The organism is Haloprofundus halophilus (genome assembly GCF_003439925.1).
In the GTDB taxonomy this organism is placed as follows: Archaea; Halobacteriota; Halobacteria; order Halobacteriales; family Haloferacaceae; genus Haloprofundus; species Haloprofundus halophilus.
Genome location: NZ_QQRR01000001.1, coordinates 1,771,852 through 1,787,733, shown reverse-complemented (window position 1 = coordinate 1,787,733; position 15,882 = coordinate 1,771,852). Strand labels below are relative to the sequence as shown.

The 15,882-nt window shown below is 63.0% G+C and carries 13 protein-coding genes and 2 pseudogenes; 9 read left to right on the top strand and 6 right to left on the bottom strand.

Annotated elements, in window-relative coordinates:
• Window positions 1–44 precede the first annotated feature (44 nt).
• The gene (locus DV709_RS18040) at window positions 45–878 is read right to left on the bottom strand and encodes a homing endonuclease associated repeat-containing protein (RefSeq protein WP_198665672.1); all 834 of its coding nucleotides are present in this window, start codon (window positions 876–878) and stop codon (window positions 45–47) included.
• Between the two features lie 317 nt (window positions 879–1,195).
• On the opposite strand from DV709_RS18040, the gene DV709_RS09000 reads away from it, so the two are divergent.
• From DV709_RS09000 to DV709_RS08985, 4 genes are all read left to right on the top strand, one after another.
• A complete protein-coding gene (locus tag DV709_RS09000) occupies window positions 1,196–1,591 on the top strand; it encodes a hypothetical protein (RefSeq protein WP_198665671.1) in 396 nt (131 codons plus the stop codon).
• Window positions 1,578–1,826, top strand: coding sequence for a HalOD1 output domain-containing protein (locus DV709_RS08995; protein WP_117593800.1), 249 nt, complete (start codon window positions 1,578–1,580; stop codon window positions 1,824–1,826). Before DV709_RS09000 ends, DV709_RS08995 begins: the two co-directional genes overlap by 14 nt.
• Before the next feature lie 967 nt (window positions 1,827–2,793).
• Window positions 2,794–3,372: an IMP cyclohydrolase gene (locus DV709_RS08990; protein WP_117593798.1), complete on the top strand. Its 579-nt coding sequence runs from the start codon at window positions 2,794–2,796 to the stop codon at window positions 3,370–3,372.
• A 96-nt stretch (window positions 3,373–3,468) separates the two neighbouring features.
• Window positions 3,469–4,128, top strand: coding sequence for a metallophosphoesterase family protein (locus DV709_RS08985; protein WP_117593796.1), 660 nt, complete (start codon window positions 3,469–3,471; stop codon window positions 4,126–4,128).
• A gap of 4 nt (window positions 4,129–4,132) precedes the next feature.
• Here the strand turns inward: DV709_RS08985 and DV709_RS08980 are convergent, their stop codons facing one another.
• Window positions 4,133–5,479, bottom strand: coding sequence for a tryptophanase (locus DV709_RS08980; protein ID WP_117593794.1), 1,347 nt, complete (start codon window positions 5,477–5,479; stop codon window positions 4,133–4,135).
• Window positions 5,480–5,694: 215 nt separating this feature from the next.
• Window positions 5,695–6,873: an aspartate kinase gene (locus tag DV709_RS08975; RefSeq protein ID WP_117593792.1), complete on the bottom strand. Its 1,179-nt coding sequence runs from the start codon at window positions 6,871–6,873 to the stop codon at window positions 5,695–5,697.
• Window positions 6,874–7,071: 198 nt separating this feature from the next.
• On the opposite strand from DV709_RS08975, the gene DV709_RS08970 reads away from it, so the two are divergent.
• Entirely contained in the window at window positions 7,072–7,533 is a 462-nt protein-coding gene (locus DV709_RS08970; RefSeq protein WP_117593790.1) for a hypothetical protein, read from the top strand.
• 21 nt (window positions 7,534–7,554) lie between these two features.
• Here the strand turns inward: DV709_RS08970 and DV709_RS08965 are convergent.
• A pseudogene (locus tag DV709_RS08965) lies at window positions 7,555–8,684 on the bottom strand (oxidoreductase).
• Window positions 8,685–8,898: 214 nt separating this feature from the next.
• Complete coding sequence (locus DV709_RS08960; RefSeq protein ID WP_117593788.1) at window positions 8,899–10,575, bottom strand: DNA-directed DNA polymerase II small subunit; 1,677 nt, start codon at window positions 10,573–10,575, stop codon at window positions 8,899–8,901.
• Between the two features lie 315 nt (window positions 10,576–10,890).
• On the opposite strand from DV709_RS08960, the gene DV709_RS08955 reads away from it, so the two are divergent.
• Window positions 10,891–11,580 (top strand): S26 family signal peptidase, encoded by a 690-nt coding sequence (locus tag DV709_RS08955; RefSeq protein ID WP_117593786.1) that lies wholly within the window; start codon window positions 10,891–10,893, stop codon window positions 11,578–11,580.
• 125 nt (window positions 11,581–11,705) lie between these two features.
• Here the strand turns inward: DV709_RS08955 and DV709_RS08950 are convergent, their stop codons facing one another.
• A complete protein-coding gene (locus DV709_RS08950) occupies window positions 11,706–13,379 on the bottom strand; it encodes a Cdc6/Cdc18 family protein (protein WP_117593784.1) in 1,674 nt (557 codons plus the stop codon).
• A 1,242-nt stretch (window positions 13,380–14,621) separates the two neighbouring features.
• On the opposite strand from DV709_RS08950, the gene DV709_RS08945 reads away from it, so the two are divergent.
• The 3 genes and pseudogenes from DV709_RS08945 to DV709_RS18400 all read left to right on the top strand — a co-directional run.
• Window positions 14,622–15,263: an Era-like GTP-binding protein gene (locus tag DV709_RS08945; RefSeq protein WP_117593782.1), complete on the top strand. Its 642-nt coding sequence runs from the start codon at window positions 14,622–14,624 to the stop codon at window positions 15,261–15,263.
• A gap of 4 nt (window positions 15,264–15,267) precedes the next feature.
• Window positions 15,268–15,651, top strand: a complete 384-nt coding sequence (locus DV709_RS08940) for a DUF2073 domain-containing protein (RefSeq protein WP_117593780.1) — start codon at window positions 15,268–15,270, stop codon at window positions 15,649–15,651.
• Window positions 15,652–15,656: 5 nt separating this feature from the next.
• Window positions 15,657–15,803 (top strand): annotated as a pseudogene (locus tag DV709_RS18400) (OapC/ArvC family zinc-ribbon domain-containing protein); the annotation flags it as partial.
• Window positions 15,804–15,882: the final 79 nt, after the last annotated feature.

The window sequence follows — 15,882 nt, the reverse complement described above, 5'->3', positions numbered from 1 at the left end:
ACCGACGACTGAAGTTGTGGGCTTCCGCCTCGAATCTGTGTGACTTAATCGTCGTCAGCGGGAGCGTGGGTGGGAGTCAGACTTCGTGTTCTAGGTTGGCTTACGTACCCAGTGGTGTTTTCGGGCTCACACTTGTCGAGCGATTCGTTCTCATAGTCACCCGTTAGTTCGTTCTCATTTCGACCTCGTTTCCAGCTACCAGTTCGGTTCCGGTGGTGGAGTTTCCGGTGGCAGTTCGCACAGAGAAGTTCGCATTTTTCGATCTCTTCGCGAAGACGGGCCTTTCCGTAGCCGTAGGTGATCATTTTGCTAATCGATTTCTCCTTCGTTTCGGGATTGAGATGGTGGAAGTCGAGACAGGCAGGATGGTGTTCAGAGCAGTTCGAACAGCCGTCAGAGGCTGCTTTGTACTCGAAGACCCACGCACGGATGTAGTCGCGACGACGTAGTGTGCGGGTGGCGTTCTGCTCACGGTTGCGGTAGTGCCAGCGTTGGTCGACGGAGAGAGTCGCCCACTCAGCGCGAATGGAGTCGTCGATATCGATGTCGTCGGGTGGGGGAGTGACGCGTGAGCCAGTCGAAGAATGCGTCTTTAATCCCGCTTCTTCTTTAGCGGCGTTCCAGCCGCCGAGCGTACGGATAATCGTCGCAGATGCGGGAGTGAGGCCGAGGGCTTCGTAATCGGCTTTGGAGGGGGAGTGACCGAGTTGGCGTGCGGCAGTACGGAGCGCGGAGAGACAGGCGTCTGTGGTCGTGTTTGTTTCGTCCGTCGTACTGACTTCGTTCGTCTGCCTACTGTCGGTGGGTAAGTCAGTGTCTACGGAAGTGGTCGATACGGTCGTCTCAGTGGGTAGATTCGAGTTTCGGTGTTCGTTCATTCACTCACGCGGGACGGCCGTCAGTGGGTGGGTGCCCCGCACCCTGTGGGGGCCGATAAAATGGACGTCGGTCGATAGGAGGGTCGAGGGAGGGAGACGGCGGTGTTCTAAAGATATCTGTCCGGACGAGGAAGCTCGATATGATGGTCCATGCGCGTGAAGGCCGACGTCGTAGGAGGATCACAGTACAGTTCGTTGCATCCTCACACTGGATTGGCTGGAATCGATAGTATACTACCGAAAATGACTGTTTGAATAGATGTAGTATATCACACAGTTTGACAATGGTAAAGTAAGATGGGCAATTCATCGAGAGTGTGTCTACCAGCCCGTCTGAGGACTTGGAATGGGCCGAGCGGTGGGATCAGTTGTTTGACGCGATCTCCGCCGAGCCGCGGCGAGAGATTATTAAGTCGCTACTGGATGTGCCACAAGAGCGACGGCTCAGGTTGCCAGAGGCTGCAGAGTCCCCCAACCAATCGATAGACTCCGAGACGTTCGTAATTGAATTGCGCCATCACCACCTCCCCAAGCTGGCTGAAGGGGGGTACGTTCGCTGGGAACGCGAGACGTTCTGTGTCCAGCGTGGCCCCAACTTCGCGGAACCGGCATTCATCATCGAGAACGTGTTAGAGTCGACGGACGAGATTCCCGAGTCCTTGGTCACCAACTGTAAGGTTATCCAAGAGATGGTGGACAATGACCCGGCCTGAAATCGTCACCAGCGTTGTCAAAGCGGTGGCCGCCGTGGATAGGGTGGACCCGGCGGAACTCGATTCGCTTTACGAGTACATTGACCCGGAAATACTGAACAAATTATATGCGCAAGGGAGAGGCGAGTGGCGCTTTACGTTCCAATATTCTGATCACCAGATTACTGTGACCTACGACGAACGAATCTTTGTAGATGGTGTCTTGCAGTCATCGGAGGTAGCGGTCAGAGAGTAGACCGTCCGTAGAGTGTTGAAAAACTCCGCCCTGAAAGAGTTCCGACGGAGTCTGTTGACGACACCGTGACCACCGACGTTTTCGACGCGAAGAGGTCAGAGACATGCGACTCCCCGTCGGCTGTCGTCTGCGACTCCATACTCGTAGCTGTCGGTCCAACGAGCGCGTGAGTGGGTTTCGACGCCTGTCGTTGGTTCGTTTCGAGTCATAATCGGCTCAAACCTCCGCAAGAAGACGTCTCTAGGCCAAATCGAACCGAGTATGAACGGCCTGCGACGGCCACGGTCGATTTCACGAAACGCGCTGAAACACCCGTCTGCTGGCTTTTGAGCACGAATCGCTATCGTTTCGTCGGTCTCCACCTCCTTCGCGCTGAGAGCGTCAGAGTGAAACCGCACGACGAGAACCGATTATGAAGATTTGACTTTGGATTCTGGCAGTGTTAACGTCGCGCTGGCGTTCACCGGTTCGACTCGCCAGTATCGGTTAGGGTCGACTATCATCTCTCTACGTGCTATTCTCGCGGTTCTTGTCGACTGTCGTCCACAATCGCCACGAAAGCGCGAAATTTCTGTGCGGTGTTTCGCTCTTCAGTATCGACCCGTCAGCGCTGCTGCTAACCGCTCTTTCGGGGATTCGAGCCGATTATGAACATCGGATGGAGCGTGCTCACGGACGTAGGGGTGCTCTCGGCGTTGGGAGAGTCGGTAACCCGTATCTGACAAAAATGGTAGAACAGAGACGGATAGGAGGTATCTCAAACGTTGCTTATGTGCCGTCTGAGACAAATGCGCGTCTCTCGCTGGCCTTCTTTCGATTAGTCCACGAGCAGACGTCGACAGCGGCGTTTCCCGATTCGTGGTGACCTACGTGCATCTCACGAACGGCAGTTCGATCGAGAGCCGATGTTACATACACCCGTGTATATATCGCCACCTATTTTACCACTAGATACCCACTTTCGTGCATGTACGTCGGACGCTTCATCGTCGTCGGACCGGGCATCGGCGCCTACCGAGTCTCCTCGCGGTCGTTCCCCGACAGACAGATAGTCGAACGCGACGGCGCGCTCACCGTCGCGCCGACGGCGGACGCCCCGGAGACGGACAACCCCTACATCTCGTACAACTGCGTGCGCGAGACCGGCAGCGGAGAAGTCGTCGTCGGCAACGGCTCGCAGGTCGACCCGATAACGGAGAAACTGGACCTCGGCTACCCCGCCCGCGACGCGCTCGTCGAGAGCTTACTCGCGCTCGACTACGAGAAGGACGACTACGACACGCCGCGAATCGCGGGCGTCGTCGGCGACGACGAGGCGACTATCGGCATCGTCCGCAGGGACGCGGTACTCGTGGAGGCCGTCGAGGAGCCGACGCTCGTCGCCACCTACGAGGAAGACAGTCCACGGGCGTTCGAATTCGCGGCGACGACGGCCGAGGACGCCGCCCGCGAGGCGTACGACCTCGACTTCGAACACGCCGTCTGCGCGGCGGGTGTCGCCGTCTCCGGCGGCGATGGCGTCGAGACGGCCGTCATAAACGACTGAGCGCCGCAGGCCCTCGCATCGAGCGCCGGTGACGACCGGTCAGAGAGCGTGAACGTGGCCGTCGAACACTAATGCCCTCGTGTCGTATCGAAGTGTATGCGGCTGGGTGTCCTCTCCGATATTCACGGTAATTTGGTCGCGCTCGATGCGGTTCTGTCAGATATGCCCTCCGTCGACGGCATCGTGTGCGCGGGCGACGTCGTCGGCTACAACCCGTGTCCCGCCGAGTGCGTCGAGCGACTCCGCGAGCGCGGGGTCCCGACCGTCCAGGGCAACCACGACCGCGCCGTCGCCGAGGATGTCGCGTTCCGGTTCAACGAGATGGCCCGCGCGGGCGTGGAGTTCGCCCGCGAACGGCTCGACGGCGAGCAGGTCGACTGGTTGGCGAGTCTACCGCAGCAGCGACTCGTCGCCGACCGCCGCGTCCGTCTGGTCCACGGTCATCCGGACAACCCGGACCACTACACCTACCCCGACGAGTTCATGCCCGAACTGCTCGACGACGAGGACGTGCTCGTGATGGGCCACACCCACGTCCAAGCGCACGAACTGTACGACGAGGGTATCGTGATGAACCCGGGCAGCGTCGGCCAACCCCGCGACGGCGACTCGCGGGCGGCGTACGCCATCGTCGATTTGGACGCGATGACCGTCGAGGAACGTCGCGTCACCTACGACATCGACGAAGTCGTCCGCGCCGTCGAGGCCGAGTGCCTCCCCGAACGCATCGGAACGCGACTGTACGAAGGGAAGTAGGGCGTTACTCCGAGACGGGTCGGAGCGTGGCCGAGAAGTGTCGCAGTTCCGGTACCGGCGGTTCGCCGGTGATTTCGAGGCCGCTCACGCTCTCGCGGCGCGCGGCGACCGCACCCGCCGTCTCCGCGACGTGTTCGAGGTGTTCGCGCGAGTAGGTGCGGCGCGGAACCGCGAGGCGGACGAGTTCGAGTCGGTTCGCGCCGGGGAACGCGAAGCTACCGAGTTCGACGGCGCGGACGCCGCCCTCGCGGTAGAGTTCGCAGACGAGCGCCTGTCCGGGGAACTGGTCGCTCGGGAGGTGCGAGAACAGTCGACCCGCGTCGAGATACACCGCGTGTCCACCCACGGGTTTGTAGACGGGGACGCCCTCGGCTTCGAGCAGCTCGCCGAGTTCCCGTACCTGTCGGACGCGTTCTTCGACGTACGGCGGTTCGACGGCCTCGCGGAGGCCGACGGCCATCGCTTCGATGTCGCGGCCGGCCATCCCGCCGTAGGTGGGAAAGCCCTCGTAGAGGATGGCGCGCTGTTTGGCGGCCTCGAAGATCCCGGGGTCGCGCATCGCGGCGAAGCCGCCGATGTTGACGAGCGCCTCCTTCTTGCCGCTCATCGTCACCGCGTCGGCGTACGACAGCTGTTCGCGGGCGATATCGGCGACCGAACTCCCCTCGAACTCGGCCTCGCGCTGCTGGACGAAGTAGGCGTTCTCGGCGAAGCGGCAGGCGTCGACGACGAGCGTCGCGTCGATTTCGGCGGCGAAGTCGGCCACTTCGCGGGTGTTCTCGACGCTGACCGGCTGGCCCGCCGTCGAGTTGTTCGTGATGGTGAGCACGACGACCGGAACCGCGTCAGCCCCGACGTCGGAGACGATGTCGCGAGCGCGGTCGACCGAGAAGTTCCCCTTGAACGGACCGTCGACGCTCGGGTCCTTCGCGCCCTCGACGGGACAGTCGACCGGGTCCGCACCCTGGTTGGCGACGTGCGCGCGGGTCGTGTCGAAGTGCGCGTTGTTGAGCACGACGTCGCCCTCGTCGACGAGGCAGCCGTAGAGGACGTTCTCCGCGCCGCGGCCCTGATGGGTTGGGACGACGTGCGGAAAGCCCATCACGTCTTCCACGGCGTCGCGGAGGTTCGCGAAACTCGTGCTGCCGGCGTAGGACTCGTCGCCGCGGAACAGCGCGGCCCACTGCTCGTCGCTCATCGTCCCGGTGCCGCTGTCGGTCAGCAGGTCGACGTAGACGTGCTCGGCGGGGATGTTGAACGCGTTGTAGCCCGCGTCGTCGAGGATTTCGTCCCGCTTCTCGCGGGAGGGAAGCGAGATGGGTTCGACCATCTTCGCCTTGTAGGAGCGCATGGTCGGCGTCGTCGCTCGGATGTCTTAATACCGCCACGAGAGCGTCCGTTCGTTTCTGCCTAACTGTGCGGAGGAGGCTCCGACTCTGGTCGCCGACACCGGAATCTGTGCATCGCCAGCGGGAGCGTGACGAGACAGACAGCCGAGGAGAGCGAAGGAGAGACAGATCACTGTGTAGCGTGCTCCGAAACGAGCGAAAATCGGCCCCGCCGGTGTTACATCCGCTGTTGGACGATGTCGAGCGTCTTCTCGCGGTCGGCCCAGTCGACGAAGATGGCGACGGAGGTCGCGCTGGTGATGAGGTCGTGGATGTTGATGCCCGCCTCCGCAAGCGGCGAGACGATGCCGCGGATGATTCCCGGCTGATTCGGCAGTTCGCCGCCCGTGATTCGGATGACCGCGACGGATTCGTCGACGGTGACGCTGGAGAGCGACTGGTCGGCGACGACGGCGTCGTGCAGCAGGCTCTCGGCCTCCTCTGCCTCTTCGGTGGCGACGTAGAAGGTGACCGAGTCCATCCCGCTGGCGACGGCTTCGATGTTGATGTTGGACTCTCGAAGCGACTCCGAGAGGTCCGCGAGGATGCCCGGACGATTTCGAATCGCACGTCCGGCGACGGTGAGACAGGCCAGTTCGGTCTCCTGGAGGTCGATGAGGTTGCGGAACTGCCCCTCTATCTGCGTGCCGCCGGTCAGCAGGTCGCCGTGTTGGTAGTGGACGACGCGGACCGCGAGGTGGTCGTCTTTGTAACTCAACGCGCTCGGCGCGACGACCTCGGCGCCGCGGAACGAGAGGTTTCGGAGTTCGTCGACGGTGATGCGGCCGACGTTTCGCGCGCCCTCGACGACGCGGGGGTCGCCGGTCATGACGCCCTCGACGTCGGTGACGATGACGACCTCGTCGGCGTTCATGTACTTGCCGAGCATGACGGCGCTGGTGTCGCTGCCGCCGCGGCCGAGCGTCGTTATCTCGCCGTCGGCGTTCTGGGCGAGGAAACCGGTGATGACCGGGACGACGCCGTCGAGTCGCTTCGCGAGTGCGGCGGCGCGGCGCTGCGTCTCCTCGACGTCGACCTCGCCGAGGTCGTTCGTGATGATGGGCCACTCCTCGCTGCCGGGTTCGACGAACAGCGCGTCGACCCCGCGGGCCGCGAGGGCGGCTTTCAGCATCCGGACGCTCGTCCGTTCGCCCATGCTGACGATTTCGGCGCGGTCGCGGTCGTCGGCTTCGAACTGAATCTCGTCCAGCAGGTCGTCGGTCGTGTTCCCCATCGCACTGGCGACGACGGCGATCTCGTGACCCTCCTCGACCGCCGCGGCGACGGAGTCGGCGGCGCGATTGATTCGGTCGCCGCTACCGAGACTCGTCCCACCGAACTTCGCGACTACGCGCATCCGAGCGTCACCTCTACCTCTCGACGCCGGACGGGACCGTGGTGCTCAGACATGGGGTGCGATAGCGGTGGAGAACCCATAACTGTGTTCACTCTCCCAACGGTTGCCGGTCCCGAAGGCGTAGGCGGGGCGGCGGTCGACGACGCGGTGTGCGACGGTTACCCACGGGCTTAAGCGCGACGCCGAGGAACCTGCGGTATGGAGATACGCGATGCGGTCGAAGCCGACGCCGAGGCCATCGCCGGTATCGCCGACGCGCCGACCGACGTGATGCGAAATCTCGTCCACGACCGGACCGTCCACGTCGCCACCGAAGCGAACACCGTCACCGGTCCGAACGAGGACGCGGACGGAGCAGAGACGGCCGACGCCGACCGACCCGACGCGAGAACCGACGAGCCAATCGTCGGCTTCGTCAGCTACGACGCCAGAGACCGGACGGTCCACGTCACGCAGTTCGGCGGACAGGGCGACGCAGTCGAACGACTCCTCGAAGAACCGCTTCGGTTCGCTCGGGCCGAGCGGATGGCTGCCGAACTGCTCGTCGGGGCCGACGACGACGAACTCCGCGGGGCCGCAGAGCGGGTCGGCTTCGAGAAACAGGGGTCGGGACCGCAGTTCGACGGCCAGCAGACCGTGCGATATCGACTTCAGCCGTAACGCGAGCTTCGAGTTCCGCTCTCAGTCGTCGGCCGTCTCAGCGACTGCGTCGGCGTCAGCGTCGGGCAGTTCCTCGTCGCCGATGGTCGCCTCGGGGACGAGAATCGCGCCGGGGTCGAACTCGGCGAGTTCCTCGTCGTTTCGGACGCGTTCGGGCCAGTCGGCGTTGGCGAGCGCGCTCGTTCCGAGCGTCAGGAGGTCGGCTCCGGCGTCGAGCGCGGCGCGGGCCGAGTCGGGGTCGCCGAGTCCGCCGTTGGCGACGACCGGCGCGTCGGCGTGTTCGACGGCGACCTCCGCGAGTGTCGGACCGTCGTCGCCGAACGCCGGGGCGAGGCCGTCGCCCTCGGTGGTGTGGATGTAGTCCGCGCCCGCATCCGAGAGCGCCTCGAACACCGTCGCGGCGTACTCCTCGCCGGGCCACTCGTACGTCTCGTCGTTGACCTTGGTCTGGGAGACGCGGATGCCGACGACGAACTCGTCGGGCAGCGCCTCGGAGACGGCTTCGACGACTTCGGCGGGGAAGCGCGCGCGGTTCTCGGCGTCGCCGCCGTAGCGGTCCTCGCGCTGGTTCGCGTCGGGCGCGAGGAACTCGTTGAGCAGGTAGCCGTTCGCCGCGTGGAGTTCGACACCGTCGAATCCGGCTTCCTTGGCATTTTTCGCGGCTTCGACGAACGAGGCTTCGATGTCGCCGAGTTCTTCGATGGTCAGTTCGCGCGGCGTGTCGAACGCGCCGCTGCCGCCGTACAGCTCGGATTTCTCGCCCTCCGGCTGAATCGCGGAGGGAGCGACCGTCTCGTCGGCGTGGGGTTACCCTGCGAAATCGCCCCCGCGTGCATCAACTGCGCGAAGATGGGTTTGCCCTCCTCGTGGACCGCCTCGGTCACCTTCTCCCACGCGTCGGTCTGCTCCTCGGTGGCGAGGCCGGGTTGGTTCAAGTAACCCTGGCTGTACTCGGTGTCGGGGTAGACGCCCTCGGAGACGAGGAAGCCGAACCCGCCGCGGGCGAACTTGGCGTAGTACCGCGCCATCCGTTCGGTGGCGCGGCCGTCGTCGGTCGCACTGGTTCGGGTCATCGGTGCGAGACCGACTCGGTTGTCGAGCGACACTCCCTCGAACTCGAACGTCTCGAACAGCGCGTCAGATTCGGACATACTCGTTCCGAGGGACGCCTCGGTGAAAGGGAGACGGCGGTGGTGCACGCGGAGTACACGCGATGGGTGGTATCGGGGCGCACTGAGTCGTCGGATAGTCAGGAGGTCGCCTCGGGCCGCGAACCCTCTCCACTTCGCTTGGAAACGAGCAGATACGCGAGCGGAATCGAGACGAGCATCGTCGGGACGAGGCGAGTTGTAGCGTCGAAGGTCGCTATGCGAACTTCCGGACCGTCATGTCCAGCGTGTCGAGGTCGAGAATCGGCGCGTAGCCGGAATCGGGGTCGATGTTGACGCTCTTCTGGAAGTCGGTCTGTTCCTGCCAGCAGCCCGAGTTGACGGCCAGCACGTTGTGGTACTTCCCCCAGCCGAGTTTGTGGACGTGACCGGTGTGGAACACCTCGGGAACGTCGTCGATGACGAGGTAGTCGCGTTCCTCGGGTGCGAGGCGCATGTGACCGCCGTACTGCGGGGCGACGTGGCGCTTCTTCAAAAGTTGGTACATCGCCTTGTGCGGTTCGTCGTAGCTCGCTTTCTCCGATGGGAGTTCGGCGATGACCTCGTCGAGCGAGACGCCGTGGTACATGAGAACGGAGACGTTCTCGATAGTGACGGTGGAGGGGTTCGAGGTGATGCGGGCGTCGTGGGCGGTCATGATGTCGCGGAGTTCCTCGTCGAAACCGGGCTGCGGTTCGGCGAGGCGGACCGCGTCGTGGTTGCCCGGAATCATGACGATCTCCGTGTCGCCCGGTACTTCCTTGAGATACTCCGAGAACTCCTCGTACTGGTCGTAGATGTCGACGACGTCGAGTTCCTCGTCCTGATTCGGGTAGACGCCGACGCCCTCGACCATGTCGCCGGCGATGAGCAGGTACTCGACGGGGTCGGCCTCGGGCGTGTGGAGCCAGTCGGTGAAGGAGTGCCACGCGTCGGCCATGAACTCCTGACTGCCGACGTGGACGTCCGATATCAGTGCGGCTTGGACGTGTCTGTCGGCCGTCTTCGGCTTGAACGTCCGCGGCACGTCGGGGAAGTGAAGCGTGTCGACAAAGACGATACCGGAGTCGTCCGACAGCGTCCCCTGGATGGCGATACACTCGTCCATCAGGAGTTCGGCGACGTTCTCGGCGATCGCCTTGTCCTTCATTACCAGACAGGGAAACGTCCCCGTGGTGTCCTCCAGTTCGACGAGCCAGTGGCCGCTCGCCGTCGAGCGGACGTCGTTGACGAGGCCGATGAGGTCGACTTCGCTGCCGCCGACCATGTCGCCGATGGCCTTCGCCGGTCGGTGGTTGACGCGTCCGCGAAGGAGCTTCGACAGGCGGTCGTACCGGTCCCGGAACGTCGCGACGAACTGCTTGTACTCGCCGGTTCCGGTGCTCGCGCCGGTCATGTCGTTGGCGATGTCTAGCGAGCGTTTCGCGGGGTCGCGGACGTGTTCAGAGTCGGCGTTCGCGTCCGGCGAACGGGCCGCCGATGCGGTAATCGACTCCGCAGAAGGCGAGTCGGACCCCCCCGTTTCCACTGGAGAACCCGCCGGAGTCGACGGGTTCTGTGTCGAGGGTGCAGTGGAAACAGACGGGTCTGCGGAGGACGAATCGACCGAGTCAGGCGAGTCGGGCGAGTCAGGCGAACTGGGCGAGTCGGGCGAACCGGGCGAATCCGGAGTCGTCTTCGTCGGCGCGTCCGCCGCGTTGGCTCCGCCGTCGAGAACCGCTCTGACGTGGTCGACGGTGAGTCGAAGCGCGTCGTCGGGAGCCGTCTCGATGGCCCGTTCCAACGCCTCGGGCGGGTTCGCTGCGCTGGCGAGCAGGGTCACGGCCTCGCGCTCGGCGTTGTAGCCGCGGCTGGCGAGCGCTTTCACGATGCGTGAGGGCGTCTCCAGCGGCACAGGCAGAGATACACAGGTCGAAAGAAAAGCGTGCCGGAGACGACTGGGGACGACGATGACTACCGGAGACGACTGGGGACGACGATGACTACCGGAGACGACCGGGGACCGATGTCGGCGGTGGGCGGTCCAGAAAGTTGAAACGCGGACGGTCCGAATCGAAGTGCAATGAGTGCAGGAGATAGCCGCCCGCCCTCCGATAGTTCCGGACCACCGGGAGGGGGCGAAACCTCTACTTCTTCCGATGGAACCGACGCCGACGAACCGGCCGACGGTCCCGTCAGCAGATTTCTTCACGACCAGGACGGACCGTTCATGTTTCTCCGGGAAGTGCTCAGCAGCGCCGCCATCGTTCTCGCTGTCGGGGCGCTCCTGTTCGCCGTCGCCGGCGTTTGGCCGCCGATGGTCGCCGTCGAGAGCGGAAGCATGGAACCGCACATGGAGCGAGGCGACCTCATATTCATCACGGAACCCGGTCGGTTCGCACCGGACGCCGGCGACGGGTCGGGAGTCGTCACGTACGCCGAGGGTCAGCGAGCGGACTACCGGTCGCTCGGGTCGTACGGTTCCGTCGTCGTCTACGACAACCCCAACAGCGCCGGACCGCCGGTCATCCACCGGGCGATGTTTCGGGTCGAAGCGGGCGAAAACTGGTACGAGAAGGCCAACCAGGAGTACATCACCGCGGACAACTGCGAGGAACTGGCGTTCTGTCCCGCGCCGTACGACGCCTACATCACGAAAGGCGACAACAACCCGACGTACGACCAGACGAGTTCCATCAGTGCACCCGTCAAAGAGGAGTGGGTAACGGGCGTCGCGCGGGTTCGTATCCCGTACCTCGGATGGGTCCGACTCGCCTTTTCGAGCACCGCACCCGCGACGACCGACGCCGGACCGATGGTCGTCCTCTCACCGGTGGGGGAGTCGACGACCGCCGACCGTCTCTCGAAACCGAGCGTGACCGCCGAGTTGCCTCCGACGACGGCGTCCGGTTCACCGTAGCCGGGCCAGAACACCACTATTTCGGGTGCAGAGTGTTACGTCCAAAAGAACAGGTTCTACGTCTGTAATCTACGTCTGGAGTCGAAACAGAGGGGTGTTAAATCGGGGGCGGAGGAGTCTGCGAATCAGTTGTCGAACCGCGCCTGGACGAAGGGTTGGGCGTTCTCTATGTCGCCGAGACGCGAGTCCGTCAGCAGGACAGCCTCGGTTTCGTCGATGGGAACCGAGAGGCTGATCTCCTTCGTGCGGCCGTAGCGACCCTTCGAGACGACAACGGCGTTGACGATGCCGAGCATGTCGAGCTCGCTGATGAGGTCGGTGACGCGGCGCTGCGTGAGGATGTCGGCGTCTATCTCCTCGCAGAGCCGTTTGTAGATGTTGAACACCTCGCCGGTGTTGATGTTGTGGACGCCGTTCTTCTCGAGGAGGATGATGGAGAACAGGACGATCTTGCTCTGCGTCGGGAGCGTCCGAACAACCTCGACGACGCGGTCGAGTTCGATCTTGTCCTGAGCTTGGCGGACGTGCGTTTCGGCGACGCCGTCGGCCTGACTCCGCTCGGCGAGTTCGCCCGCGGTCCGGAGGAGGTCGAGCGCGCGACGGGCGTCACCGTGTTCCTGCGCGGCGAACGCGGCGCAGAGCGGGATGACGTGTTCGGAGAGCGCATGTCCTTTGAACGCCACGTCCGCGCGGTGCTGAAGGATATCGCGGAGTTGGTTGGCGTCGTACGGCGGGAAGACGATCTCCTCCTCGCCGAGCGAGGATTTGACGCGCGGGTCGAGGAAGTCGGTGAACTTCAGGTCGTTGGAGATGCCCATGATAGAGATGCGCGAGTTGTCCAACTCGGAGTTCATCCGCGAGAGGTTGTACAGCGTGTCGTCGCCGGACTTCTCGACGAGTTTGTCGATCTCGTCGAGCATGATGACGACGACGCGCTCGTTGTAGTCGACGGCGTCGAAGAAGGTCGAGTAGACCCGGTCGGTCGGCCACCCCGTCATCGGAACCGCCTCCATCTCCTCGCGGTCGCGTTCGAGTTCGGAGATGCGGGCGTCGACGTCGGCGACGGCGTCGAACTCGGTGTCGGCGAGGGCAGTCTCGTCTTCGCGTGCCTGTCCGGCCAGCGTTTCGAGTGAACGGAGACTGTCGTCGATGACCGTGTGGTTCTTCTCGATGAACTTGTTGGCGAGCTGTGCGAGCACGCGATACTGGGTGTCGGTCACTTCGCAGTTGATGTACTCGACTTCGCAGGGAACGTCGTACTTCTGGGAGGTGCGTTCTAGTTCCTGGCTGACGAACTTCGCACTCGCGGTCTTGCCGGTTCCCGTCTTTCCGTATATGAGGATGTTCGAGGGGGTCTCGCCGCGAAGCGCGGAGACGAGAATCGTCGCCATCTGATTGATCTGGTCGGTTCTGTGGGGGAGTTCGTGCGGGGTGTAGGAGGGTCGAAGCACCTCCTTGTTCTCGAAGATCGGCTCGCCCGAGAGCAGGTCGTCGAACAGACCGCGACTGTCACCGTCGTCGCCGAGGCCGACGTCGCTCAGCGCGCGCGAGGGGTTCGGTGCACCGGACCGTTGGGCGGTCGAACCCTCGGATTCGTCGGCGTCGTCCCCCTCGGTGCCGGCGGAGCCGTCGGTCGCGGAGCCTGCCGGTCTCTCCTCGGCGGTCCGGTCGGGCGGAGTTCGACCCGACGACGTGTCGGTCCCCGCTCTGCTCGTCTCTTCGTCGCCAGCCTGTCTTCGTTGCTCCGACGCCGTATCCGCGGGTTCGCCGTCGTCGGAGTGTGAGTCGTCTTCGGTCATCGTTGAGCCCCTCTGTTTCGATTGGAACCGCGCCGGCGACGGTGTAAATTCGGGTGTAGAACCGACGAGAAGCCAATATCGAGCTCGTCGGCCGCCGAGACGCGTCCAGGTGATGCAGAAGAAACGAATGAAGAGGAGGGACAAAAAAGTTACCGCTTCGTGACGAGTTTCGCGTCTAGAAAACTCGGACTAACCGATTCGGACGATTCGAACGAGTCGAGCGATTCGACCAGAAACTCTACGTTTCGGGTGAAGTGGCGGAGTAAATCACACCGCTGGTAGTCCCAGCAACCTCGGCGGTCCCAGCAACGTCGGTAGTCGTCGGCAGGAACGCGCGGAGCCGGGTCGACACGGTCCCAGTCGCACCACATTCGGGAGTAATCTCTTGTCAGTCGCCCAGGAACTCAGTCGCGGGCTTCGGTCTCGAACTACGTGCGATCTCTCTATGGGGCCACGGACACGCATCCGTCCACCACCACTCGTTCAGCGAACGACCCCTCTGTTTCGACTGGAAACGTTCGACATCCCCCGACGAGTCGGACAAGAGTGGTCTTTCTCCCGCTCTCGGCCCGTAAGACTGCAGTCGAACCGATGGAGAGGAACGGTCAGCGAGAGACGAACCCCCCCACCCCATCGTTTCCGGTGGAACCGCTCTCGGGTAGGAAGGTGTTTCCGAGGGACGTTAGAAAGGGAGGTTTTATTTTGTAGTGTATCCTATTGGTCCGTAGCCTCGACAAAAAGTTATTTGTTGTTGTTGGATTGATTCGTTTATCTATATTTGCCGATGTGTTATACTCCTCTATTCTCTGTATTTTCCCGGTTCGCCGGCCGGGCCTCCCACGAGGCGTCTCCACCCGAAACGAAGGGGTGGGGGGTGGAGACACGAGGAGGGGGAACGACGAGACGAGCACGAACGGAAAGAGTCGAAGCCAGTCTCGTGACCCGACCAACTTCGTCTCTCCGCATCTTCCATCTCCTCTTCGTTCCCTCTCGTTTTCGTCTCTCCTCCTCCTCCTCTCATTTTCACCCCTCCATTTCTTCTGTGGTCGCGCACGCCTGCGCGGGGAAACACACAATACAGAACCCGGCTCGCACGTCGTTACAGAACTCGACTCGCACGTCGCTTGCAACTATCTGTCGGGTAATGTGACCGTTGTCTGACGCAGTACTTAAGTTACCCCGGGGATGTTCTACCGGCATACGCCCCTCCACGAGCGGTATTGGGAGGAGCAGGAGTTTAGGATGGGACTGCTCACAGAACTCAGAGACAGCATATCACGGGTCACCGACCGGCTGTTCTCGGCCTCCGAACCGAAGCGAATCGGTATCTACGGACCGCCGAACGCCGGAAAGACGACCCTCGCAAACCGCATCGCCCGCGACTGGACAGGTGACGCCATCGGTCCGGAGAGTCACATCCCGCACGAGACGCGTCGCGCTCGGCGGAAAGAGAACGTCGAAATAGAGCGCAACGGTCGCGCCGTCACCATCGACATCGTCGACACGCCCGGCGTGACGACGAAAGTCGACTACAAGGAGTTCCTCGACCACGACATCGACAAAGACGACGCGGTCCGTCGCTCCCGGGAGGCGACCGAAGGTGTCGCCGAGGCCATGCACTGGCTCCGTGAGGACGTCGACGGCGTCATCTACGTACTCGACAGCGCAGAAGACCCGTTCACGCAGGTGAACACCATGCTCATCGGCATCATCGAGAGCCGCGAACTGCCGGTGCTCATCTTCGCGAACAAGACGGACCTCGAAGGTTCGAACGTCAAACAGATCGCCAACGCCTTCCCGCAGCACGAGACGGTGCCGCTGTCGGCGCTCGAAGGTGAGAACATGGACGAAGTGTACGACAAGATCGCGGAGTACTTCGGGTGACACCATGCCCGAAGTAAGACGCGGCGACCACGACGGCATCCAGATCGACCTCATCAGCGGCGCGCGGATGGAGAACATGCGGAGCATGGAGAAGATCCGCCTCATCCTCGACAGCGTCCGTGACGGGAAGATCGTCATCCTCGAGGACGGACTCTCGCCCGACGAGGAGTCGAAACTCATCGAGGTGACGATGACCGAGATCAGCCCCGACAACTTCAGCGGCATCGAAATCGAGACGTACCCGCACAAGAGCAGCGACAGCGGGTTCCTCGGCAAACTGATGGGACGCGACTCGACGAAGAAGCTCACCGTCATCGGCCCGGCCAACCAGATCGAGACGCTCCACAAGGACGAGACGCTCATCAGCGCGCTCATCTCCCGGAAGTAGTTCGTATGCCGCACGAGTGTACGAACTGCGGCGAGACGTTCGCAGACGGCTCCAAGGAGATGCTCTCGGGCTGTCCGAGTTGCGGCGGCAACAAGTTCCAGTTCCGCCCCGCGTCGTCCTCGTCGGGCACCCCGGAGTCGACGACTTCGGCGTCGTCGAAGTCCACGAAATCCGCGAAGTCAGCGACCTCCACGGAACCGGCAAGTTCAACGAACTCGTCGGCGTCCGCGG

What these genes read in the sequence shown, in the direction of transcription:
- DV709_RS08970 (WP_117593790.1), top strand. Translation starts at nt 7,072, where the DNA reads ATGGAGATACGCGATGCGGTCGAAGCCGACGCCGAGGCCATCGCCGGT.
- DV709_RS08945 (WP_117593782.1), top strand. Translation starts at nt 14,622, where the DNA reads ATGGGACTGCTCACAGAACTCAGAGACAGCATATCACGGGTCACCGAC.
- DV709_RS08955 (WP_117593786.1), top strand. Translation starts at nt 10,891, where the DNA reads ATGTTTCTCCGGGAAGTGCTCAGCAGCGCCGCCATCGTTCTCGCTGTC.
- DV709_RS08980 (WP_117593794.1), bottom strand. Translation starts at nt 5,479, where the DNA reads ATGCGCTCCTACAAGGCGAAGATGGTCGAACCCATCTCGCTTCCCTCC.
- DV709_RS08975 (WP_117593792.1), bottom strand. Translation starts at nt 6,873, where the DNA reads ATGCGCGTAGTCGCGAAGTTCGGTGGGACGAGTCTCGGTAGCGGCGAC.
- DV709_RS08985 (WP_117593796.1), top strand. Translation starts at nt 3,469, where the DNA reads ATGCGGCTGGGTGTCCTCTCCGATATTCACGGTAATTTGGTCGCGCTC.
- DV709_RS08940 (WP_117593780.1), top strand. Translation starts at nt 15,268, where the DNA reads ATGCCCGAAGTAAGACGCGGCGACCACGACGGCATCCAGATCGACCTC.
- DV709_RS08950 (WP_117593784.1), bottom strand. Translation starts at nt 13,379, where the DNA reads ATGACCGAAGACGACTCACACTCCGACGACGGCGAACCCGCGGATACG.
- DV709_RS08995 (WP_117593800.1), top strand. Translation starts at nt 1,578, where the DNA reads ATGACCCGGCCTGAAATCGTCACCAGCGTTGTCAAAGCGGTGGCCGCC.
- DV709_RS08990 (WP_117593798.1), top strand. Translation starts at nt 2,794, where the DNA reads ATGTACGTCGGACGCTTCATCGTCGTCGGACCGGGCATCGGCGCCTAC.
- DV709_RS18040 (WP_198665672.1), bottom strand. Translation starts at nt 878, where the DNA reads ATGAACGAACACCGAAACTCGAATCTACCCACTGAGACGACCGTATCG.